Genomic DNA, 24,461 nt, shown 5'->3' with positions numbered 1-24,461 from the left:
GCTGCTCGCTCCCTTTTTATATGAGTTCAATGCCTTCTAAAATTTTGCTTGCAAAAAATCCACTAATATGATGAAGCGCCTCAAGCACGACTTTTGGATCGGCGTCAAAAAAGTCTTTCATCATCGGTTGGTTTTGTTCGTGAATGAAAGCGAAAATGAAATCTGTTTTGATTCGATTGCCTAACAATACAGGGCAATAGCTCAGTTCAAGCTTTCGTTTTATATTTTCCTCGTCACCGAAATGTTTGCGATATACTTCGCGCAACGTTGGCAATTGTTCTTGAATTTTTTTATGTGCATCTGTTACCCATGCTTGCACCGCTTCAGCAGGTGGAAATTGTTTATGAAGTAAAATGAGTTCAAAAATTTTGTTTAATGCAAAGCTTGACTCTGTCGCAAAAGCAACGTTCGTTAAAAGCAATCCGACATACTCTTCCTCCGTTTTCGTTTCTAAACGCATGTTCATGAAAATCTCTAATATTTCCGAGTGTACTTTCGTCTTCGTCCAATCTTTTGTTAATTGTTGAACGAGCGCCATGACAGCTCGATTAACCGTATCGTTTGTCCATTCCATCGCAAATGCAACCCTTTCTTTTGCATGTATGTATACCATTAGTTTACCAATGTTATGGCGAAGAAGAAATAGTCAATGTCATATTCATTGTGATATGATTAATAATGTTGTCGAACAATCGAATTAAAGGAGCGTTTTGTATGTCGTTTCAAACGGTTCACATACTTGGAGTTCCGTTTGTACGTGCGACGATGGATGAAGTTGTTTCCGTCATTCATGCGCACGTCAAACAACAAAAGCCGTGCTTTATCGTGACGGCGAATCCTGAAATTGTGATGAAAGCAAATGAAGAGCCTACATATATGGCAACGATTCAACAAGCCGATTATGTCGTTGCTGATGGGATCGGGGTCGTGAAAGCAGCTGAATGGCTCGGAACACCGCTTCCGGAGCGTGTCGCTGGTTACGACGTGTTATGTCGTTGTTTACAGCTCGCCGATGAGCATCAATATCGCGTATATATGATTGGCGCGAAAGAAGAAGTCGTGCAAGCGGCAGCACAACATATTCGCCATCGTTATCCACATGTTCGTTTAGTCGGAGTACGTAACGGTTACTTTGACTGGAACGATAAGACGATTGTAGAAGAAGTGAAACAAGCAGCGCCCGATTTTGTATTTGTTGCGCTCGGTATGGGAAAACAAGAACAATGGATCGCTGAACATATGCATACAGTCGGGCGCGGTGTCTGGATGGGCGTTGGCGGAAGCTTTGATGTGCTCGCTGGAGTAGTTAAGCGAGCACCTGAACTATGGATTCGCCTAAATCTCGAATGGTTGTATCGCTTAGTAAAGCAGCCGACGCGAGCAAAACGGATGTTGGCATTGCCACGCTTTGCGTGGACGATTTTAAAGCAAAAGGTTGTCGGAAAATGAACCAGTCATTTGTAAAAGGAACGATGATTTTAACGATTGGCACGATCATTTCGAAAGTGCTCGGCAGCATTTTTCGCATTCCGTTACAAAACATTGCAGGAGATAAAGTGCTTGGCATTTTTAGTCTCGTTTATCCGCTCTATATGGTTGCGCTCATTTTATCGGTTGCGGGGATTCCGATTGCTGTATCGAAATTAATTTCGGAAGCTCGTGCGCAACAAAAAGAAGATGAAGTGGCGCGCCTCGTGCAAACCGCAAGCATATTGGCATTTAGTTTCGGGGTGCTCAGTTTTTCACTTCTTGCAGGAGGCTCATCATGGATTGCCAAGGCGCTTGGCGGTCAAGAGGCACGATTCGCCATTATTGTCGTATCAACGACGTTGCTTATTTCACCGTATATGGCTGTATATCGTGGGTTTTTCCAAGGACTTGAAGATATGAAGCCGACTGCCGCATCCCAAGTGCTCGAACAATTCGTGCGCGTCGCTTTTATTTTACTTGTCGCTTTTTATATGGTGAAAGCTGCATATGCCGATGATATGATCGCCGGGGGAATTATGATCGGGTCACCGCTTGGTGCGCTCGCAAGTCTCGTATACTTACGGGCGTTGTATGCCCGCTCTCCTTACCGTCCGAAGCGCGTACGGCTTTCACGTGTGCAATGGATACAGACAAGCAAAACGATTTTAGCTTTGTCGATTCCAATTGCGTTTGGTGCGCTTGCGATGCCATTTTTAAATTTAGTCGATTCACTCTCCGTGCCACTTGCTCTTCGTTGGCATGGGACAGAAATGGGCGAAACGAGCTACTTATTCGGACTATATAGTCGTGGAACAGCACTTGTGCAAATAGCAACGGTGTTTTCATCTTCCCTTGTTCTTCCGCTCATTCCGCTTTTAAGTAAGCAATTAGCAAAAGGGGAAACAAGGCAAGCGCAACAAACGATTCAAAAGTCGTTCGAGCTATCGCACTTTTTATCATGGCCAATCGCAGCTAGCTTAGCCGCTCTTGCTGTTCCTTTAAATATCGCTTTATTTACAAATAACGAAGGAAGTTTGACGATGGCTATCGTGCTAGCAAGCTCCGTATTCACATCGCTTGCATTGCTTGGAACAGGCATTTTACAAGGGATTGGCGATTCGAAACGCGCTGCAGTCATTATCGTCATCGGCTGTTTCGTAAAATGGGGAACGAACGTCTTGTTTATTTCATGGTACGGATTAATTGGTGCTGGTATTTCGACGCTTGTGACATACGCGTTTATTACATGGATGAACCATGTTGCCATTCGCCGTCGTATGTCGCTCGTCTTTTGGAATCGAAAAATGTTCGTATATTTCTTTGCCTCTGTACTAATGGGCGTAGGTTTATTTTTTATTTCTCCGACGTGGGGAAGAATGGCTTCGCTTGTTTATGTAGCGATAGCAACAATCGGAGGCGGTTTGTTTTATTTTGGAATTGTACTCGCGCTCGGTGGGGCAACCCTTCAAGAGCTTCGCCAATGGTTGAATCAAAAGAAGAAAGGATGAAACGTGTGAAAAAATGGTTGTTGATTATCATCGCCATTTCGCTTATGCTGATCGCCCCAGCACTCAGCAAGCGGCATGAGGCAGAGTGGAACAATCGAACGTATGAAATGATCATGCCATACGATGAAATTGAAGTATGGTTGCAAGAAGAAAATGAAACAGATGTATGGAAGCAACTAAAAGAGGCAGGTTTAACGACGGTTAGCGTGGAAGCAGAAACGCTTGATTCGCTCGAAAAATTAGGACATGTTCTGTTGTTAAAAATGGACGAATTTAAACATACACTCGTTTTATCGAATGAAACGGTCGATCATATTCCTTCGCGCGGACTTGTCGTTTATCCGCTTGATCAGGCGTTCCCGATCGTTTCATCGCTACAAGCAACGTTTGGTGACGATGTCAAGGCCATGCAAGTAAATGGAAAAACGTATTATGTTATCGAAGGAAATGCAAAAAAAATCGAACGCGTTCCACTCGGATATGACGAAATGAAAATCGCTCGTCTCATTGAACAAGGCTTGATGGTCGTGCTTCGTGTTCCAGATGCCCGTGATATGAACGAAGCAAGTGTCCGTGTGCTTCGACAAATCGAAACGTTAAAAAATGAACATATATCTAAACTGTTGCCGACGGGAGAAGAAGTGGCTGGGTATCCGACCGATGTCGAAAAATGGGGAAAAAGATGGAAGAAAGCAGGATATGCGTTGTTGTCCACCGAGTTTTATGAAGCAAAAGGATTGACGACATTAGCGAAAGCAATGAATGTGGACGTCGTTCGTTTGCATAGTTTAAATTTAGAACAACGAAAACCAAATGAAGCGGTGGATGTTGCTATTCGTGCGATTAAAGAGCGAAACATACGCGCGTTATTTGTTCGTCCGTATACATCCGCAGGAACAGTACAAAATATTGAAAAAACAGTCGCTGTGATGAAACAAATCGTTCAACATATGCCAAGTCATTATACGCTCGGAAAAAGTGAACCGTTTGCGCCAATTGAACGCTCGAATATAGCAACGATCGGATTGATTGTTGGGGCGACAGCTTTCGTTTTTCTTGCGATTCGTTCGCTCGCGTCACCGATGCTGGCATCGCTTGCCGCTGGCGGAACGCTCGTTCTAAGTATTGCAGGAACGGTGTTGGCGATAGATTTAGCCTTGAAGGCAGTCGCCTTGCTTGTTGCTATCATCACCCCAATATATGCCGCTAAACCTTCTTCCGTTCGGGAAGGCTGGCGCGGAACGTTTATGGCATACGGTCGCGCCATCGCTATTTCGTTTGTCGGAATCAGTTGGATTGTCACGATGTTGTATGGCAATGAGTATATGGCTTATGTCGGTGAAGGGTTTCGAGGGGTGAAACTCGTTTATGTCGTTCCGCTTGTAGCGATGGTTGTGCTCGTTTTACCTTCGATCATTCAAGAGCCGCTTCTTCCGTTTATAAAACGGCTATGGAAACAGCCGATTACGATCGGACATGTCGTTGTTAGTTTCTTTGTTTTTGCTTTGTTAGCGTATTACGTGTTACGTTCTGGCAATACAGGTACGGCGAGCGGGCTTGAGTTAGCAGCGAGACAAAAGTTAGAAGAATGGTTATATGTACGCCCACGTACGAAAGAATTTTTGCTCGGTTTTCCAGCGTACATGCTCGCTTTATTTGTCATCAATAAACAAAAAAAATTAGGGTCTATTCTTTTTGTTGTCGGAACGATCGGATGGTTGTCAATAATAAATACATTTACACATTTGCACATCCCACTTTTTATTTCATTCATTCGTACAATGTATAGTCTTGGACTTGGGCTATTCATTGGTATTGTGCTTATTTACGTATATGAGTGGGTATGGAAAAAGGTGATACGATGAACATTGTCATTTCTGGATATTACGGTTTTCATAACGTTGGCGATGAAGCAATTTTATATGCGATTATTCAAGCGCTTCGGGCACATGATCCAAACGTGCAAGTGACGGTGCTGTCAAACGATCCGACATTTACAAAACAAACGTATGGGGTTCGTGCGGTCAATCGTTGGCGAATCGGTGACATCATTCAAGCTCTTCGTGAAAGCGATGGCTTAATTAGCGGTGGGGGAAGTTTGCTTCAAGACCAAACGGGATGGCGTAGCATTCCGTACTATACAGGCGTTATGCAAATCGCTAAATGGCTCGGCAAACCGGTCATGGTTTACGCGCAAGGCATGGGTCCTGTGTCTAAAAAACAAAATCAATGGCTCATGAAATGGACGCTCAATCAAGTCGATCGCCTAACGGTGCGCGACGAGCCATCTGCCGAGTTATTAAAAACGTTAGGGATAAAAAAGCCGATTACGGTCGTGCCTGATCCAGTCATGGGGCTAAAGCCACCGACATCCCCAACAACATGGTGGAAAGAACAATCGTTTACACGTCCTGTCATTGCTGTTTCGGTGCGCGAGTGGGCGCGTGGTCGTGATTTTGAAAGAAAAATAGCCGTTGCACTTGATCGCTCGGTTCAAGCAGGCTTTGATGTCGTATTTATTCCGATGCATGGGCATCACGATGATGAAACGTCTCGTCGCGTATTAGCCATGATGAAAGAGCATGCCGTCGTTGCACCTTATGATGCAAGCATTGAAGAAAAAATGGCGATGGTCGCAAGTTCCCGATTGCTTGTCGGCATGCGCTTGCATGCGTTAATTTTTGCAGCGGTCGGTCATACACCGTTTGTTGCTTTATCATACGATCCGAAAATTGATGCATTTGCCAATCAAGCCAATCAGCCCGTATTTGCACATGTCGAGGATGATCATTGGGATGGAGAAGCACTATTTTCGTATATTCAGCAATGTATAGCTCAACATGAACAACAAAAAGAAATCTTGATTCGTGCTGTCGCACCGCTCCAACAAACCGCCCAACAAACTGCCGAAGAGGCGCTTGCATTGTTTCGAAATAAAAATTAGGTCTAATGGCCTAATTTTTATTTTTTTTATATAATTTTTATGAATCGTCTGATAAAATAGAAAACAATATGTACATCTTGTTTTCATAAGGAGCGTGGATGGCGCGATGTTTACGTTCGGGAAAAAGCTACTCAATCGGTTGCCTTTTAGTAAAAAATTCGTGTTGTTAGCGACGATTTTTATGTTTACGTTGTTTGCAGTCAGCGTGCTATATCTTCGACTGTTAATACATAAAGAAACGTTTATTGAGAAAGAACAACAAGGTATCGCATACATCGCTCCGATGATGGATGCGATGTACGGTATACAAAAACATCGGGAACATACAACGACTGTCCTTCTCGGTCATGGGAATGAAGCGAGCGTTGCTGAAGCGCAAAAAATGATAAAAAAATCCATGACCATGATGCAAACCGTCCATAAACAACAACAAGCTTCGTTTATTGAAGAAGAACAATGGAAACAGCTTTTACAACAAATGAACGACATACAAGAAAATTGGAAAACATTCACTGTATCAGAAGCAACGAAACGTCATAATGCGCTCATTTACGACTTGCAAAAAATGTTGCTTCACGTTGCCGATCGCTCGAACGTCTCGCTTGATAATGATATGAACAATCATTATTTAGCGCGTCTTGTAGTCGAACAAGTTCCATTGCTTACGGAAACGATCGGGGGAGCGCAATCGTTTGCCGCAGAGCTAACGTTAAAAAGTGAATTGTATGAAATCGAACGATCGAAAATGACGTATTGGACGAACGTGTTAGAAACAGCGATGCAAACCGTTAGCCGTTCAACAGCGCCGCTTTTTGTCGATGATGAACCGCTACGTAAAAAAGTGCAACAATACAACGATGTCATTTCGACAGATTTATTAAGCATGGTGAGTTTGTTTCAACGTGAATTTTTACAAACGAATCAAATTTCGTTAACGTCGGTCGAGTTATATGAGAAAACGAACGGTGCGTTTGAAAAATTACATGAGCTTTCCCGCTTTTCACTAGATGCGTTCCAAAACCATTTACAACATGAATATGAGGTAATCATGTTTGAAAAATGGGTGACAATTGGTGCCGGTGCACTTGCGGTGGCGGTCGTCATTTACTTATTTATTGCTTTTTACATGGCGGTACGGGAACAAATTGCAACGATTGAACAAGCGAGCATGCAAGCGGCAAGCGGTGATTTAACGGTGCAATTGTCCGTCATGTCAAACGATGAATTTGCTCGAATTGCTCAGTCATTTCAATCGCTTATTACTTCATTCCGTTCCATGATCGGTGCGAACCAACAATTGACACACGACGTATCTGCATCCGCGCACGAATTAACCGCCATTACAGAAGAAGCGGCGCACGCGATGGAACAAGTGGGAGCGACGATGGAAGAAGTGGCAGCGGGTTCGAGCAAGCAACGCATGTGGGCGCAACAAAACGTCGAAGCTGTTCATACGCTTGTCGATGATACAAACTATATTTTATCTCGCTCACAACAAGCGGCAGAAGCGGCGCGGGCGATGACGAGTGAAGCGGAAAAAGGAACGGCAGCGATGGATAAAATGATCGAACAAATGAAAACGATGAACGATTTCATTACGCAATCGAGCGAATGGATTCAAGCGTTGCATCAACGTTCCGCTCATATCGCTCAAATGGCGACGATGATTACAAATATTGCCGATCAAACAAATTTACTTGCGTTAAATGCAGCGATTGAAGCAGCGCGCGCAGGCGAGCACGGACGCGGATTTGCCGTTGTGGCAGATGAAGTGCGGAAGCTTGCGGAACAATCGTCTTTATCCGCAAAACAAATACGTGAACTATTACAAGAAGTACAAACAGATACATCGCAATCCGTTGAAGCGATGCAACAAGTGCGGCATGAATCGGAAAAAAGCATGACATTAGCGCGTGAAGCAGATCAGACGTTCGACCGCATTCAGCAAACGACAAACGAAGTGATGGTTCAAATGGACGATGTCGCTCAAAAAATTGCGGTCATGACGAGCGCATTTGACGATCTTGCTTTGACGATGAAAGAGACAGAAACGATCGCACAAGAAGCAGAAAGACAAACACAAACGGCAGCCGCCGCACATGAACAGTTGCTTTCTGCTGTGCAAGAGATTGCTGCAAATGTACAAACGTTAAGCGACAAAGCGCAACATTTAGCGGAAAAAGGGAAGCAATTTATCGTTTAATCTCGGAGTTTTCCGAGATTTTTTATTGTTAAAATTATGAAAATTCATTATAATGAAGGCGAACATATATTTGTGAGGGGGAGTTTAGATGGAACGGATGGAAGAATATATTATTATGGAGGAAACGGCTGCCCTTGTGCCAAAATACGATGAATACGGTCGGCTTGGCACGATTGTTTACGAACTGTACAATACGTACAACGTCGAGCGATCACCGAAAGAAATTATGCAACAAAGTTGCCGCTACTACGGAAGTACATATGAAGGAAAAGTACATGCAGCAAAACATATTCTCGGCATTCGGCAAATGGTTCCGATCTCCGTTTGTGAAGCACTTCGGCTCTATTTCTTTCCAACATGTTCTCCTGACAGCGATCGATGCATATGGATTGCACAATCCCACATCAAGACGATACAACCGTATGAAAAAAAGAAAACGAAAGTCATTTTAAAAAATAAACAAGAACTCATTGTTGATATGCAAAAAGGAACGTTGGAAGGAAAAATGTATAAAACGGCGATGCTTATTTTCACATTGCAACAAAGAATGATGAATAACTATGAAAAATAGTGTATAATATTTCGAGAGTAAGAAAGAAAAGAGGACGATTATGCGGACGTTGCGAGGACATCATTTATTATGTGTGCACGGATTTCAAGGGATGGGGTATAGCGAATCGTTCGTGGAAAAGATGACGGAAATCGTTGCGTTTATGCGCGATGATCATACGGATGGTCCGATTCGCGTTATTGCAGCTCTCGATGAAGCATGTTATGCGTGCCCGCATCATGGAGTAGACCGCTGCGAAGCGGACGAGGAATCAAATGATCATGTATTAGCGATGGATCACCGTGTACTAAAACATTTACAGCTCGAAGAAAACCGAGTATATATGAAATCCGAGTTAATTGAACGAACGAAGCAAGTGGTTGAACCGGATGACTTAGATGTACTTTGCGCAGGGTGTTCGTGGTTATCGTATGGAGTTTGTAAAGAAGGGATACGAAAATTGAAAAATTTTTCTGACAAAAACGATTGAAGATGTGCTATGATAATGAAATAAAAATAGAAAGAAAGGGTTATGGCATATGAAAGTAGCAAAATTCGGGGGAAGTTCTGTCGCCAATGCACAGCAATTTCAAAAAGTAGCCAACATCATCACATCAGATGAAGCGCGCAAGTTTGTTGTCGTCTCTGCGCCGGGAAAGCGATGTAAAGATGATACGAAGATGACAGATTTGTTAATTACACTTGCCAAAAAAGTAATAGAACATGACATATACGAAGGGGTGCTTGCTCAAGTTGTCGCACGCTATGATGAAATCGTCACGGATTTACATTTGTCGCGCGACATTTTAGACGTCATTTCAGCAAGCTTGCAACAAATCATTGATACGTATCACGATCAGCCTGAACGTTTACTTGATGCGTTAAAAGCAAGTGGTGAAGATAACAACGCTAAACTGATGGCTCACTATCTTCGTCAGCTCGGGTATGAAGCGCATTATGTGAATCCAAAAGATGCTGGTATTGTCGTGACAGACGAGCCAGGAAATGCACAAATTTTGCCAGAATCATATGAACGACTTGCAAAATTAAAAGAAAGAAGTGGTATTTTAGTCATTCCGGGCTTTTTCGGCTATTCTCGATCAGGGCATATCGTTACATTCCCACGTGGTGGTTCGGATATTACGGGTTCGATCGTTGCCGCAGGTGTTGGCGCTGAGCTGTACGAAAACTTTACCGATGTCGATTCGATTTACTGCGTCAATCCATCAATCGTTGAGCATCCGTGCCAATTAAAAGAATTGACGTATCGTGAAATGCGCGAATTGTCGTATGCGGGTTTTTCCGTCTTTCACGATGAAGCGCTTGAACCTGTGTACCGCCGTGGCATTCCGGTATGCGTGAAAAATACGAACAACCCTGAAGCGAAAGGGACGATGATCGTCGCAACGAGAGACCATCGCGAGCGTCCTGTCGCAGGTATTGCCAGCGATACAGGCTTTTGTAGCATTAACGTCAGCAAATATTTAATGAACCGCGAAATCGGATTTGGACGTCGCCTACTACAAATTTTAGAGGATGAAGGCATTTCATACGAACATACGCCATCGGGCATTGATAACATGTCTGTCATTTTACGTGAAGAACAATTAGCTGGCGATGTCGAGCGCCGCGTATTAGATCGGATTGTAACAGAATTGCGTGTCGATGAAGTGTCGATTGAACGTGATTTAGCGCTTATTATGGTTGTCGGAGAAGGAATGGAGCGTAGCGTCGGTATTGCCGCTAAAGCAACAGCCGCTTTCGCTCGCGCAAACGTCAACATCGAAATGATTAACCAAGGTTCATCGGAAGTGAGCATGATGTTTGGTGTCAAAGCGGATGCGGTTGAAAAAGCGGTGCGCGCCTTATACGAAGTATATTTCTAATCGTATAAAAATGGAATAATCGAACAAAATAACCATAGCACACATAAGGGAGGAAAATACATGCGCGTGCTATGGTTATTTATTTGTTTGTTATATGCGACACCTGTACAAGCGGCCATTTCTGAAGAAGCATTGCGACAATACGTACAAGACATCGGTTGGACGATGGACGATTTAACGAGTTATTTAGCAAAATGGAATATGACGATCAACGATTTTTCTTCGTTAGAAGCATTGAAAAAACAATTAGGAACACCGATCACGCCAGAGCGTCTTGATGAACTATTGCTCCGCTATGAAATGACGAAAGAAGAAGCCGAAGCGCTTCTCGGACAGTTTGGCGAACAACTGCAACAATATACGTTCATCGAAGATTTAGCATACGCCTTATCGTTTTATCGTGATCGTTACGATGCGATCCAAGCGATGACCGACGTTTTAGCAACGATCGGGCTAACTGAAGATGAAATTCATCGGTTAGTCGAACGGACTCCTCCGTCTGCGAAACAAACGCTTGAACGCCTCGATAAACACATTCAAACGCTCGTATTGCGTGACTCATCTGTACCACTAACAAAAACAGAACAAGAAACCGTCCGTCATCTTTGGAACGAATGGCTGTCGCTTTATCGTCTGCAGGCGAAAGTGTATGAAGTGAACAAATATGGACGAAAACCGATTTCGTTTGAACAAATTCAAACCGCCACTGCGCCTGTTGTGATGGAATGGTATGATGACGACGGCACATTGGTAGCGGATTTATATATTCCTTATGAGCGAATCGGATCAAGTGCGCTCATTGATGCAAGCGAACAGCTCGCACATATCGGTATGATGGCGCTCGATTTAGAAAGCGGCTTACTTGTTGCGCGCATGCCAAAAACCGCTTCTTCGTACGGAATAAACATATTGATTGGTGTCGCTTTACTTTTTGCAAGCTTCGTGTTATGGAAGAAGGGAAAACGATGCGAGTCGTGGCGATAGCGTTATTTCTTTTCGGTGCGTCTTTCATTTGGGCAAACGCTATCGGTTGGCATGAAGCGTATGAAGCGGTGCAACAGAGTAAACAACCGCCCGTCCAACAAGATGATGCGATCGGCACGTTATTTATTCCGAAACTACACATAGCGATGCCCATTTATGAAGGCATGCAACAGTTAAATAAAGGGGTGGCGCATGATGAACGAAGTGCACTTCCCGGTGAAGGCAATCATACGATTTTAGCAGGACATCGCGATACAGTATTTCGCAAGCTCGGTGACATGCAATTAGGTGATGAACTGATCGTACGGACGAACGACAAAACGTGGACGTATGTCGTTCAACATATTCGCATCGTCAAGCCAGATGACAAAACGGTGCTTGTCCCAAAAGCGTACCCGACGCTAACGTTAATTACATGTTATCCGTTTCGTTGGATAGGGGATGCGCCGAACAGATACGTGGTAGTTGCCAAACAAAAAAGAGGCTGAATAATCAGCCTCTTTTCGTATGCATTTGTTGTTTAAATTGTTGCAGGAGCGTTTCGCCATGTAGTCCGCGTTGAACTAAATCTTCTAACACGACTTCAGCTAAATTCGAGCGCTTAATGAGCGTCGCGTCCATTAATACGCTCATTCGTTCTCCCATCATCGTTACGGAGCGAACAGTTGCACGCACATGAGCGGGATCGTTCGTTTTGCGCGAAATGGTCACAAGCGCATCGAACGTTGTACCGCTCTCTTTTAACGATGTAAATAGTTCGCGATATGTTTGCTCGACATACGCCTCGATAAGCCAACGTTTATTTTCATCTTCTTTATTAATCATTAACCCATCAATGAGCGGAATATCTTGTTTTTGCTCATGCAATAGTGTGAGAGCAACGAGCTTAAAAGTTTTCACCGCATCCACCTCGCAACAGTAGTTGCCTTTATTATACCATATGGGCGAAATGTAACAAAAAAAGAAAAGAAAAAGTGAAAATTGAATTTTCAGGCGCTTTTTTTGTCAAAAACGGCCGAAAAACGGCAAAAAACAAAAAAAACTGGCTTGAAAATTGAAAAATCGAAATTTTACACCATTTTTTTATTTTTGTATCATATGAATCGAGGAGGTGATAGAAAGGTTCCTCTCAACTTCCTTCCAAAATGTGTCCTCTAACTGCTCCCTCATTGTTTGGCTAGCATCCCCTTCGCTAGCCTCTTTTTTCAATTGACCGGCTATTGTGGGAGTGGTATGCTAGGGGTAAAAATGAAAGGGGTGAATGAAAAATGGAAAGCCAAGTTTTACAAGCGGTAAAAGAATTGCTCCATGAAGTACGTGAAATGCGCGCGGAAATGGAAAGCTTCAAACAAGAAATGCGTGAAGAAATAAAAGAGTTGCATGTGCGCATCGGAAAGTTAGAAACAAAAGTGGACAAGCTACACGATAAATTTGAACTGCATGCACAAAAACAATGGCAAACAGAAGCAGACGTATATCGCTTAAAAAAATTAATCGGCATTGAATAAAGGGCAGAAAAACGCCCCTTTTTTATTTTTTTAAAAGATAAGAAAGTATAAAATTTTAGATTTACGGAGCTGTCTAGCTCCAAGCGCCATCGGTGTGATGCGCTTCGCCCCATACTGCGGCGGCGACACATTGAGTTTGCTTCTTTGAAATATCCCACGCAAGACAAAGCTTTGCTTTGTCTGAGCCTCCTCGGTGGGGCTTGTGCGCTCTTCGCGGGAGCCAAGGATGGCGACATTTCGCCGTTGCCCGCACGATGCGGGCTGCCTTTAGGCGAAATTGGGGCGCTTTGCGCTTTTCTTATTTCAACGCTTCAATCATTTCATCAATCATCTTGATGACGACTCCTTCAATTCGCTTTCGCTTATGTAAAGGCAACGACTGTAGGGCATATAGTCGCTTCGCGAGCTCGCGCTGTTCATTCATGTAACGAATAAGCGATAATTGCTCATCGCTCATTTCGTTCGTTCCGTATGCCAATCGCACTTCTTGTAACAGCTGTTCATCTGTTGGATGTTTTCCAAGCAAAAAGTCGACGCTGACATGAAATATATCACTCATATCGATAAGCGATTGTAAATCAGGAAGCACTTCGCCATTTTCCCATTTGCTTACTTTAGAACGAGATACATTTAATCGTTGTGCAAATTGCTCTTGCGTCCAATCGTGAGCGTTTCGCAAACGTCTAATTTGTTCGCCAATATGTTGTAACATCATCTTCCACCAAATTCCCTTTTTCTTTTACGATAGAAGAAGAACGGAACTCATTTTGTTCTTTTTGAGAACAAAATGAAAAAATGTTCGTTTTTAGAACAAAAATCGACGGTTTGTTTGTCGAAAAAAGTTGATTGAATATTCATAAAATGTAAAAATATACATTGGAAAAACTTGAAGGAGATGATGAATCGTGAATATTTATTTTTCAAATTACATTGTTCATCAGGCGAAACAAGGAGGAAAAATGTGCGAAGTACTTATTAAAGAGAAGCCCAATCCTCCGTTTCACGAATCGCGAACGATTGAGCCCATTCACTTTTCTGATTCACTTCAGTTTATTTCACCGAGCGATAAACTACCGCTAGAACCGATTCGTTATCGGATGATTACGTGCACAACAAAAGATGACTTATTTTTATTTTTTAAAACGATAGACGATCAATTAATGATTGTCATTACGTTTTTCTTCGGAAGAGGAAAAGCTCAAATATGCGTGAAACGTTGGAGTGACCTCGAGAAACGTTACATCCCCGCACCGATGAATGACCTCACAGCTGCTGAAGAACGAGCCATCTTATGTACATTCCGCTCAGTTTCCATTCGTTCTGGGCAGAAAATTCAATATTGTTTATTTTAATGGTTTGTCAACGAAAAATTTATGCCAAAAAAACTAAAAATATGTTTGTTAAACGTGAAAAATAATGCTAAAATATAACTGTAGTACTATTTCCTTCTGTTTACAATAGAGAGCGGTTGGTGGCCAGAGGCAAAGAAAAAGGGCTGATGTAAATCATCAGCCCTTTTTCCTTATTGTGGAATATAGGCGCGCCATGTAGAAAAGTCAAATTGTTCTTTTTGTAAGAGCGACTTTGGAAAGATAAATGTCCACGGCTTGCTTGTATTTGCTTTTACTTCTAACTGCAATGTAAACGCTCCGCGTGCGATAACATCACCCGATGCATCTTCGACGATTAACGGCATTTGCTCAAACGTAATGTTTTTATCATTACCGTTACGAATAAGTAAGGTGACGACTAAATTTCCTTCGTTGTTGATAAGCGCTTGTAACCCCATGACGTTCACTTCTCCTTGTTTTGGCGGAGTAAGAGAGCGAACGAGTTGCTCAAGCTTTTGCTTATCTTCTTCTTTTAAATGTTGTTCCCAACTTTCTTCTAAATCTAGTCGATGTGGCTTTTTTAATTCAAACGCCAGCTTCCATCCCGTTTCAGGGATATGTTCTGTATACAGGTCGCTCGTTGTAAATACAAATCGCCATGGACGACTGCTTTTTGGCGGAATGTCGCCAAGTTCGTGCATCGGAAATACTTTTCGTCCGATTACTTTCCCATCTGGCCCAATCAACAACAGTGGCGTATGTTCAAAACGAATTGATTGATCTAAACTGTTTCGTACAAACGCCGTAACAACATAACGATCCTCTTCTTTTTTCCATTCAATTCCGGCTAGTGATACTTGATTTTTTTTCAATGGTGGCAGTTCGTTATTGACGTATTGAAAATAATATTTTTGTTCTGCCGTTAGCGACATCAGTGGATGAATCGATAACGTGGTATGCACGTCTTCATCTTGTTGTTCAGCTGCTCCGTCAAATAATTGTCCTGCTTGAACGGTACTATCTTCCCCTTGTTTTTTCTTTTTGAAAAATGGAATCATCGTTCCATCTCCTTTCCTTCATTTAAATAAGTAGCTGGGCAAGTTGTTGGGAAGCATCTTTTTCTAATCGGTGATACATCTGTATAAAGAGTTCCAACCCTTCTTTTGCATATTGGCGCATCGGGTCTTCTTGTCCGTAATAGCGCAACCCAATTCCTTCTTTTAACAACTCCATCGCTTCCAAATGTTTTGTCCAGTGAAAATCGATGAGTGAAAGTAAAGCACGTTTCAATGCCCATTGGTGTTCTTCAGTGTATTCTAATGTATGCACACGCTCTTTCCATGAAGTGATCGCTTGCTGGATGATCGCTTCCACTTCTTTTTGATCGACAACACCAGTTACATCAATATGTTCGTTTATCACCGTTTGCACCGTCTCTACTAGCCGAGCCATATCCCATTCTTCTGGAATGACGTCTTCTGGACATGTATAACGAATTTCTCTTTCAAGAAATGATGGCACCATATGAACGACAATTGGAATCACATCGTTAGCTTCAAGAATGCGATTACGAAGCGTATAAATGGTACGACGCTGTTCGTTTAGTACGTCATCCAGTTTTAAGTTATACTCCCTTACAGAGAAGTTGCTTCCTTCACAAATGCGCTGTACACGGTTGACAAACTCGTGAATATCTTTGTTTAATACTTCTCCTTCATCGTTTACTTGTAGCGATTTTTTCATTTTTTCTAACTCATCTTTGGCAAAACGACGAAACATGTCATCTTCAAGCGAAATGAAAAATTGCGAGCGCCCTGGGTCTCCTTGACGGCCAGCACGTCCTTTTAATTGGTTGTCGATGCGTCGGCTTTCATGCCGTTCTGTACCGAGGACGTACAATCCGCCAAGTTCTGCCACGCCTTCTCCGAGCATAATGTCTGTTCCGCGCCCTGCCATATTTGTCGCAATTGTAATTTGTCCTTTTTGACCAGCGCGTGAAATCAACTCTACTTCCTGCTCGACACTTTTGGCGTTTAACAGCTGAAACGACAATCCTTCTTCCGCTAAATATTTCGCCACTTTTTCTGACTGTAAAATAGATGTTGTACCAATGAGTATCGGTTGTCCTGTCGCATGAACGCGCTTCGCTTCTTTTGCGACTGCTTTATATTTCGCTTCGACTGTTGCAAAAACGCGATCAGGCAAGTCTTGACGGATGACAGGGCGGTTTGTTGGAATTTGGACGACATCCATGCCGTATAACGTTTGAAACTCTTTTTCTTCTGTTTTCGCCGTCCCTGTCATTCCCGATAAAACCGGATAAAGACGGAAGTAGTTTTGGATTGTGATCGATGCTTGAATTTTATTTTCTTCTGTTAACTCTAATCCTTCTTTTGCTTCAATGGCTTGATGAAGACCGTTGCTTAGGCTGCGACCTTCCATCGGACGCCCGGTGAACATATCAATAAGCAACACTTTTCCGTCTTTCACGATATAGTCGACATCGCGTGTAAACATGACGTATGCGCGCAATGCTTGAATGACGTAATGGTACAACACTTGATGTTCAAGGTCATATAAATTGTCGATGCCAAATCCTTTTTCAATCTTTTCAATGCCTTGTTCGGTTAAGTTGACGGTTTTTGTTTCTTCATCGTATTCGTAATCTTCATCGCGAATGAAATGTTTTACGATGCGCGCGCATAAATAGCTTAGTTCTGAACTGACACCTGTTTTTCCTGCGATAATGAGGGGGGTTTTCGCCTCATCAATTAATACGCTATCGACTTCATCGATAATCGCGTAATGAAATGGGCGTTGGACACGGTCGGCAACGCTATAAACCATATGATCGCGCAAATAGTCGAAGCCAAACTCGTTACCGACCCCGTACGTAATATCGGCTTGATATGCCGCTTTTTTCTCCTCTAGTGACATTTGCGGCAAATTTAAGCCAACGGTCAGCCCTAAAAACTCGTGAATTTTTCCGATTAAGTCACGGTCACGGCGAGCTAAATAGTCGTTGACCGTAATGACGTGTACGCCCTTTCCTTCAAGCGCGCGCAAATAACTTGGGGCGGAAGCGACGAGCGTTTTTCCTTCACCTGTCGCCATCTCCGCAATATTTCCTTCGGCAAGCACAAGTCCGCCGATGAGTTGAACGTCAAAATGACGCATCCCAAGCACACGTTTCGATGCTTCTCTGACAGTCGCAAACGCTTCGGTTTGTATATCAAATACCGTTTCGCCTTGCGTGAGCCGTTGCTTAAATTCATTTGTTTTCGCGCGCAATTCGTCATCTGTCAACGTTTCAAATGTCGGTTCAAGCTCATTGATACGCGCGACGATTTTATTATAGTTTTTCAGTTTGCGTTCATCGCTGTTTACTAGTTTTTTTATGTAAGACAACATGGGGAACCTTCTCCTTCGCTGTAAATCAAATCGTTTCAACGTACAGTATACCATTGTTCCCAAAATGTTTCACGACCCGGAAAATATTTCTTTACTTTTTGTTTGTTGGGTGATATTGTAAGTTTGTTAGAAAAAATTATCAAAATATGAAACTTTTTTGTCTTTTTTTCGTTATAGTAGGTGTATTTGTCTTTTGTGGCGAATATGTATGTTACATTCTTTTGAAGGAGGCTTTTTATGAAAAAATGGAAGAAAACCGCATTATCGATTAGTTTAGCCTCATCGCTTATCGTGCCGACAGTTGCGCAAGCATCGACCGAACCACCGATTGTGCAGTGGAAAAAACAAATGACAAAAACATCGGCGTCACTCGCTTACAAAAAGTTCGAAGATGCACAAAACCAAGTGAGCGTCGATACATTGATTGTGAAGTACAATGAAAAAATTCCAGCTGCGGTGCATCGTAGTTTAGGAGCGACAGTAAAACAGTCGTTTCCGCAATTAAAATATGATGTTGTGACGGTGGAAAAAGGGAAAAATTTTCAAGAGATCATGAGAAACTATGCAAAATTAAAAGCCGTAAAAAGCGTGACACCAAGTTTTACATACAAACGGCTCGGTTCGGCTGATCCGAAAGCAGACCATATGTATTTATTGTCGCTTTTAAATATTGACAAAGCAATCAAGCTTGCAGGAACACATAGCGTCACCGTTGCGGTCATTGATACAGGGATGGATACGAAGCATCCAGAGCTTAAAGGGCGCGTCCTCCCTGCTTACAATGCGATCAATCCAGCAGGTGCTCCTGTGAAAGATGTACACGGAACGCATGTTGCAGGTATTATCGGAGCGAACGCAAACAACGGCATTGGTGCACACGGTGTCAATCCAAATGTTAAAATTTTACCCATTGACGTATTCGGTGGCGGTTGGGGAGCAAGCGACTATACGATCGCCCAAGGGATTTTATATGCGATTGAAAAAGGGGCAAAAGTCATTAATATGAGCCTCGGTGGCTATTTTAGCTCGCCAATTTTAGAAGAAGCTGTTCAAAAAGCGCTTGACGCAGGGATTACGGTCGTTGCCGCAGCAGGAAATGAAGCGACGGATATGTATTCCATTCCAGCTTCCTATGAAGGAGTCATTAGCGTGGGGGCAACGGATAGTAAAAATAAGCTCGCTGAGTTTTCAAACTACGGTCCATCTGTTGACCTCGTTGCACCGGGGGTTGATGTATACAGCCCCATTTATGACTATACGAAAGGGTCTTCGTTTGCTGAGTTAAGTGGAACGTCGATGGCATCGCCAGTTGTCGCAGGCGTCGCTTCGCTTCTTTTATCAAAGTACCCGAATTTAAAGCCGTATCAAGTCGAATGGATTTTAGAGCGCACCGCAACAGATTTAGGTGAAAAAGGATACGATTTAACGTACGGCAACGGCTTAGTCAATCCAGTGGCTGCGCTGCAATATAATATCAAAAACGTGCCGCAAAAAGAAAAATGGAACGATGAAACAATTTTAGCGAAAGCCCCAGTCATTGATGCGAAAGAACCGTACGTGAAAAAAGGATCGCTGACAAAACCGGAAGAAGTGCATTGGGTAAAAATAAACGTTCAACAAGGTGAAAGTGTGCAAGCGCTACTCGAAGGAGCTGAAGCTTACGATTATAAACTTGTGTTTCGCTTTTATCCAGAAGGAAAAACAACGTCTGAAAAGCCGATTCAAGTGAATGACGGTCGGGCAGGCGAAATGGAAGCGAAACTATTTACAGCGAAACAATCTGGCGTGCTTGCGATCGGCGTTACAGATGCAAACGGCAACTACAATTTACAAGGAAAATCGACGTATACGTTAGCTGTTCAATCGTTTACCGAGCTTGCCGATGATGGCATAACAAAAGAAAATCCGGCTGTCATTGAACAATTGCCGTTTGCCTTAGAAAACTTAACGTTTGTGCCAGAAAAAGATGCGAAAGAAGGCGACCGCGACTATTTCCGTTTTACTGTTGCAGAGCCGACGACGGTAAAGTTTGAATTGTCACCTGTTCCGGGCATTGATTCGTCATTAAACGTTTATTTAGCTGAAGAACTATACCGCCCTGTTGATCCGAATGCGAAGTATAAAGAAATTCCATTCCCAATCGTGTTTGGAAACAATAACGGTGTCGGTAAAGGAGAGACGGTGACGTTTGAAGCGCAACCGGGCGTAGAATATGTGCTCGAAGCGTCAAGTGAACCACTGAGTGGATTTTATCCGATGATATTAGACTCTTTTATGTCAAGCAATCAAGTGAAAGAAGTAAACGCATCAGCCATTCCATATCAGCTGAGCGCAAAAGCCATTACATTGCCACAAGACGAAGACAATTTCCCAGCGCGCGAGCCGATGCCATTGGACGATGGTGCTGTTGAACAAATGGAAAAAATAAAAGAACAAATGCGCAAGCCAAACGATATCGTCATCATTGGCGATGACGGAAGCTGGAGCTACTTTGAAAAAGAACAAATCCAGCAAATTAAAGAAAATGCGCGTGCTTACAACATTGGTGACCGCGCCGAAGCATTTATCCAGTTTAGTGGCGACCAGGACTTTTATCGCTTCACTGTTCCGAACACAGCGATATATCAGTTTTCGTTTGCGACACCTGACGACATGATGCCGTCAGCAATGTTGTTTGAATACGATGAGAAAAAAGATGATCTCATTCCTGTTAACTCGTTCTGGCCGTTTGATTGGATGACAGGGAAAAAACAATCCGACTGGACGTTAATTCTTGAAGAAGGAAAAACGTATTACATGTCGGTGCAAAACGACAATTATCAACCGGTAGCCGATCCGTATGTCATGACATCGAAAAAGCTCGTCGATGCACCGAAAGATGTTAACGAAAAAAATAACGAGCCAATTCAAGCGACAGTTGTAAATGTAAATGAATCGAAAACAGGAAACTTTGTCCTTCCGAACGATGTTGATTACTACTACTATAAACATCGGAAAGCGAACGAACTGTTGACGCTTTTTGCGAAACCAAGCAAACCGAACGCATCGTTGCCAAAACAATTGCGTGGTACATTAATTCCAATTATATCCGTTGTTGAAGATACGAACGGAAATATGACGATTGATGAAGAAGAATACAACAAAGCTGTAACGTTTTTCCCGAATGGCTGGAGCCCGTTATACGATGTGAACGGATCGTTCCAAGCGAAGAAAAACGTCGGCTACTTCTTTGTCGTCAACTCGTTTATGTGGGATGGGCTATCGCTACAGTCGTACAACTTTGGTATTCAATCGCTTAATAAAAAAGATGAAGATGCGTCATCTGTTGTGAAAAACAACGTGCCATCAAAACCGCTTTCTTTCAATAAAAAAGGAAATGTGCATGAAGCACGTGGCTACATGAACGTCATTGACTACGGCGATAAAGATTATTACAAATTCGTCGTTGAACAAGATGGGACATTTACATGCAAACTTGACGTACCGGGTACGATGGATGGGGTCATGTCCGTTTACGACGCGAAAGGTCGCCTCGTTCAAACGTATGACCATTACGGCGATGGTGATGCGGAAATCGGCACGCTTTCGTTGAAAAAAGGAACGTACTATGTCGTCGTTGAAGAATCACTTGCTCGGCCAAATGCCAACCCATACACGCTCTCGATTATGAAAAAATAGATGAAAAGGCTGCCTATGCATACAGGCAGCCTTTCACATTTTCCAGCCACGTCATGTCAGAAATCGTGTTAAGATACATATAGATTGATAGAATGAGGTGATATATATGCGTCGTATGTCGTTCATCTTGTTTATGTTCGCGTTTTTGTTTTTTTTCCAAGACCGAGTTCATGCCGATGTCGTTGATTTAACGAAAAAAGCGCAAGCACAAGCGTATGAAGATTATTACCCGCTCATTGCCCGCTATAACGGAACGAGTGGGGTGACGTTTGAAAGTTATAGCGTATATTGGAATACAACGAAGCTTGCTCAGCTTGAACAAGAACTATTAAAAAACAAACATGGTGCGGAGCTTTCTTTATTAGGAAGCGTAAAAATTTTCCCGGATTACCCCGCAGGACAAAACGTGCTCGGACAATATTTTGCGCAATATCAAGTCAGTCCGAAGCTTTCGTTACTTTCAAATCGGTACATTCATTTGTACGGCGGCAACGAATGGACGACGGTTGAGGAGATGGCGACGACGCTTGCACATGAGTATGGGCATCATTTTACTTATTATTACTTATTAAATAAAGAACAGTGCCTTCCGAACGAATGGCTGCAGTCGCAGTATGCGGCGGCGCGCGAACTTTTTCGCTATCCGTCTGTTCACGCTGATGGAAGTGGAGCGTACAAATGGTATATGCCTGAAATACTTGCAGAAGATTACGTGCAATTATTCGGATCACCGAACGCTTTAAAAGGACATATGCAAATGAACGTCCATCTTCCGACACCATTTGAACTTCCAGCGTTACAAACATATTGGAAAAATCAGCTCGGTGCTCCGTATGAACCAATGCCGCCACTGCCATTACGGCTTACAAACTATACGGTAAAAAATAACGTATATGCACTCAAGCTGTACACATATGCTGATGCCACCGCATACGTCAACGCGCAAGATGGGAATGGACGCTATGCTTCCGTTTATATCGGAAGTGTGCCAAAAGGAGTAAAAGAAACGACATATGACGGAGCAACGTTAAACAATGAAGTGTCGTGGTTGTTTCGTTCAACAATGGTCGATACAGCATTATTTCGCGTCGTTCAACCGACGACAAAAGGGTTTAACCGCGGTTCAGCAACGCTGCGCGTCCAATATGGAACGATTGATTCGCTTGTTTCTCCTCCTCCACTTTTTCCAGATGTCGTCGGGGAGGAGTTGCAAGAAGCAGCAAGATTATTGTATGAACGAAGTGTTATTTCAGGATTCCCAGATGGAACGTTTCGCCCAAACGAACGGTTACTTCGCCGACATGCTGCGCTTATGCTTATTCGTGAATTAAAGCTCACGTTGCCAGAACGATATGTCATGAAAGCAACAGATGTCAAACCGACTGATCCGTGGTATAAAGAGATGGCAATTGCTGAGGCATATGGATTGCTTACCGGATATAACGGAAAGCTATATCCGAACGACTATATTACTCGCGCCCAAATGGCAGCGATTTTAACGAGAGTGTATGCCGATGTGTATGAACAGCCGACGGGAAATCGATCATTCATTGATGTGCCTCCTTCTCACTGGGCGTATGAGCCGATTAACACGTTGTTTTATAATCGAGTGACGATCAACAATCCATATCGTCCGAACGACATTGTGACACGTGGTCAGTTTGTGCTCTTTTTAAAGCGAACAATCGATAAAAAATAGCGAGGAAGGCTTGTCCTTCCTCGCTATTTTGCGTGTATCGCACGATAGAAAAACACCGCGAATTGCGCGCGTGTGACCGTTTCTTTCGGTCGGAACGTTCCGTCTTCATAGCCATTTACAATACCTGCTGCGACAAGTTTTTCAATCGCATCATACGCTACGTCTGTTTCTTTTATATCGGTAAATGGCACATCCGCTCCACGCTTTAACTTCCAAGCTTCCGCAAACCACATCGCTAGCTGTTCGCGCGTTAACGGTTCATCAGGCTGAAACAGCTTATTGTTTTTATCCACAATATTTTCTTTCACAAGCGCATTCACCGCGCCGACAGCCCAATGATCGCTTGGGACGTCCGTAAACGTTTCTTTTCGATTGTTCATGTCAAAGTTAAAGTACGAAGCGATAAGCCCCGCAGCGTCTGCCCGCGTCATCACTTCATCTGGCTTAAAGTAGCTTTTCGCATAACCGAGCACGATTTCTTTTTTGCCTAACACCTCAATTTCTTTACTTGCCCAAAACTCGTTTCCGACATCTTGAAACTGTCCAACTGCCTGTTCGTAAGCAAGCACGCGTCTTGCTCCTATGTATCGCTTTTTATAGTAAGAATCGTCTAATGAAGTGATCGTAATGCCTTTTGATGAACTCGCATGAATAAATCGATTATCTCCGATATAAACACCTGCATGCGACGGTCCTTTTTTATATGTTTCGAAAAAGACGAGATCACCGACTCGCAAATCTTCTTTCTTTACTGCACTTCCTTGCTTATATTGTTCCGCTGTCGTACGCGCTAACGTCACACCAAGTCCGCTCATCACATGGCGCGTAAATCCAGAACAATCAAATCCTTTTTCTGAACTTCCTCCGAACTGATACGGCACTCCAACATATTTTTTCGCTAGTGGAATGAGCCGATCGTAGCTATCGCTTGCATAAGCGAAGGAAGGGAAAAAGAAAAACAAAAGCAATGTTGCAACAAACCGCCTCACACGTCACACCTCACTCCGCCATTGTTCTTACAATTTCGACATTTTCACACTATTCCAAGTGTATCATAAATAGGAGAATTGTAACTTTACAGTTATGTAACAAAACTTTTTGTCAAAAAGTTACGTAGGAAGGTATTGAAAAAAGTCGAACATTCGGTAAAATGGTGAATAGGTGGAAGGCTACATATGAAACAGTATTGTTATCCCAATAAAGAAAAGCCATTCAAAAAATGGTTGACTTTAATCATGGAAAAAATTATAATGTAGTTTGTAGTCGTTCACTCGCTAAGTTTAAGAGTT

20 protein-coding genes are annotated in these 24,461 nt (G+C 42.9%); 14 read left to right on the top strand and 6 right to left on the bottom strand.

Annotated features, from left to right (window positions below; all coding sequences use genetic code 11):
* Positions 1-16: 16 nt before the first annotated feature.
* Positions 17-613 (bottom strand): hypothetical protein, encoded by a 597-nt coding sequence (locus tag HNR43_RS09975; RefSeq protein ID WP_183243519.1) that lies wholly within the window; start codon positions 611-613, stop codon positions 17-19.
* Positions 614-714: 101 nt separating this feature from the next.
* Between HNR43_RS09975 and HNR43_RS09970 the strand changes: the two genes are divergently transcribed.
* The 10 genes from HNR43_RS09970 (at position 715) to HNR43_RS09925 (ending at position 12,033) form a co-directional block, all read left to right on the top strand.
* The gene (locus HNR43_RS09970; RefSeq protein ID WP_183243518.1) at positions 715-1,449 is read left to right on the top strand and encodes a WecB/TagA/CpsF family glycosyltransferase; all 735 of its coding nucleotides are present in this window, start codon (positions 715-717) and stop codon (positions 1,447-1,449) included.
* Entirely contained in the window at positions 1,446-2,978 is a 1,533-nt protein-coding gene (locus HNR43_RS09965; protein WP_183243516.1) for a putative polysaccharide biosynthesis protein, read from the top strand. Before HNR43_RS09970 ends, HNR43_RS09965 begins: the two co-directional genes overlap by 4 nt.
* A complete protein-coding gene (locus tag HNR43_RS09960) occupies positions 2,951-4,843 on the top strand; it encodes a DUF5693 family protein (RefSeq protein WP_183243514.1) in 1,893 nt (630 codons plus the stop codon). Before HNR43_RS09965 ends, HNR43_RS09960 begins: the two co-directional genes overlap by 28 nt.
* A complete protein-coding gene (gene csaB / locus HNR43_RS09955; protein WP_183243512.1) occupies positions 4,840-5,922 on the top strand; it encodes a polysaccharide pyruvyl transferase CsaB in 1,083 nt (360 codons plus the stop codon). The genes HNR43_RS09960 and csaB overlap by 4 nt, the downstream gene beginning before the upstream one ends.
* Before the next feature lie 94 nt (positions 5,923-6,016).
* The gene (locus HNR43_RS09950; RefSeq protein ID WP_183243509.1) at positions 6,017-8,125 is read left to right on the top strand and encodes a methyl-accepting chemotaxis protein; all 2,109 of its coding nucleotides are present in this window, start codon (positions 6,017-6,019) and stop codon (positions 8,123-8,125) included.
* Positions 8,126-8,213: 88 nt separating this feature from the next.
* Positions 8,214-8,696 carry a competence protein ComK gene (locus HNR43_RS09945; RefSeq protein WP_183243508.1) on the top strand — a complete coding sequence of 161 codons (483 nt, stop codon included), beginning with the start codon at positions 8,214-8,216 and terminating at the stop codon, positions 8,694-8,696.
* 40 nt (positions 8,697-8,736) lie between these two features.
* On the top strand, positions 8,737-9,165 hold the full coding sequence (locus HNR43_RS09940) for a DUF1284 domain-containing protein (RefSeq protein ID WP_183243506.1): 429 nt from the start codon (positions 8,737-8,739) through the stop codon (positions 9,163-9,165).
* A gap of 49 nt (positions 9,166-9,214) precedes the next feature.
* Positions 9,215-10,561 (top strand): aspartate kinase, encoded by a 1,347-nt coding sequence (locus tag HNR43_RS09935; RefSeq protein WP_183243504.1) that lies wholly within the window; start codon positions 9,215-9,217, stop codon positions 10,559-10,561.
* 60 nt (positions 10,562-10,621) lie between these two features.
* Positions 10,622-11,545, top strand: coding sequence for a processed acidic surface protein (locus HNR43_RS09930; protein ID WP_183243502.1), 924 nt, complete (start codon positions 10,622-10,624; stop codon positions 11,543-11,545).
* Positions 11,527-12,033 (top strand): class D sortase, encoded by a 507-nt coding sequence (locus HNR43_RS09925; RefSeq protein ID WP_183243500.1) that lies wholly within the window; start codon positions 11,527-11,529, stop codon positions 12,031-12,033. The genes HNR43_RS09930 and HNR43_RS09925 overlap by 19 nt, the downstream gene beginning before the upstream one ends.
* A 4-nt stretch (positions 12,034-12,037) precedes the next feature.
* Here HNR43_RS09925 and HNR43_RS09920 read toward each other — a convergent pair whose 3' ends face one another.
* The gene (locus HNR43_RS09920; RefSeq protein WP_343055754.1) at positions 12,038-12,445 is read right to left on the bottom strand and encodes a YwpF-like family protein; all 408 of its coding nucleotides are present in this window, start codon (positions 12,443-12,445) and stop codon (positions 12,038-12,040) included.
* A 368-nt stretch (positions 12,446-12,813) separates the two neighbouring features.
* On the opposite strand from HNR43_RS09920, the gene HNR43_RS09915 reads away from it, so the two are divergent.
* The gene (locus HNR43_RS09915; RefSeq protein WP_183243496.1) at positions 12,814-13,053 is read left to right on the top strand and encodes a DUF1640 domain-containing protein; all 240 of its coding nucleotides are present in this window, start codon (positions 12,814-12,816) and stop codon (positions 13,051-13,053) included.
* A gap of 298 nt (positions 13,054-13,351) precedes the next feature.
* Here HNR43_RS09915 and HNR43_RS09910 read toward each other — a convergent pair whose 3' ends face one another.
* Positions 13,352-13,765, bottom strand: a complete 414-nt coding sequence (locus HNR43_RS09910) for a helix-turn-helix domain-containing protein (RefSeq protein WP_183243494.1) — start codon at positions 13,763-13,765, stop codon at positions 13,352-13,354.
* 190 nt (positions 13,766-13,955) lie between these two features.
* Between HNR43_RS09910 and HNR43_RS09905 the strand changes: the two genes are divergently transcribed.
* Positions 13,956-14,405 carry a hypothetical protein gene (locus tag HNR43_RS09905; RefSeq protein ID WP_183243571.1) on the top strand — a complete coding sequence of 150 codons (450 nt, stop codon included), beginning with the start codon at positions 13,956-13,958 and terminating at the stop codon, positions 14,403-14,405.
* A 170-nt stretch (positions 14,406-14,575) separates the two neighbouring features.
* On the opposite strand, the gene HNR43_RS09900 is transcribed toward HNR43_RS09905, so the two are convergent.
* Positions 14,576-15,442: an accessory Sec system S-layer assembly protein gene (locus HNR43_RS09900; RefSeq protein WP_183243492.1), complete on the bottom strand. Its 867-nt coding sequence runs from the start codon at positions 15,440-15,442 to the stop codon at positions 14,576-14,578.
* Positions 15,443-15,464: 22 nt separating this feature from the next.
* Positions 15,465-17,795, bottom strand: coding sequence for an accessory Sec system translocase SecA2 (gene secA2 / locus HNR43_RS09895; RefSeq protein WP_183243490.1), 2,331 nt, complete (start codon positions 17,793-17,795; stop codon positions 15,465-15,467).
* Between the two features lie 237 nt (positions 17,796-18,032).
* Here secA2 and HNR43_RS09890 point away from each other — a divergent pair, with 237 nt between their 5' ends.
* Positions 18,033-21,473: a S8 family peptidase gene (locus HNR43_RS09890; RefSeq protein WP_183243488.1), complete on the top strand. Its 3,441-nt coding sequence runs from the start codon at positions 18,033-18,035 to the stop codon at positions 21,471-21,473.
* 106 nt (positions 21,474-21,579) lie between these two features.
* Entirely contained in the window at positions 21,580-23,172 is a 1,593-nt protein-coding gene (locus HNR43_RS09885; protein WP_183243486.1) for an S-layer homology domain-containing protein, read from the top strand.
* Positions 23,173-23,195: 23 nt separating this feature from the next.
* On the opposite strand, the gene HNR43_RS09880 is transcribed toward HNR43_RS09885, so the two are convergent.
* Positions 23,196-24,161 carry an S-layer homology domain-containing protein gene (locus HNR43_RS09880; RefSeq protein ID WP_183243484.1) on the bottom strand — a complete coding sequence of 322 codons (966 nt, stop codon included), beginning with the start codon at positions 24,159-24,161 and terminating at the stop codon, positions 23,196-23,198.
* Positions 24,162-24,461 lie beyond the last annotated feature (300 nt).

The sequence above is a fragment of the Anoxybacillus mongoliensis genome (genome assembly GCF_014201515.1).
GTDB lineage: Bacteria > Bacillota > Bacilli > Bacillales > Anoxybacillaceae > Anoxybacillus > Anoxybacillus mongoliensis.
The sequence above is the reverse complement of the archived record's forward strand: the minus strand, read 5'-3'. Positions and strand labels throughout refer to the sequence as shown.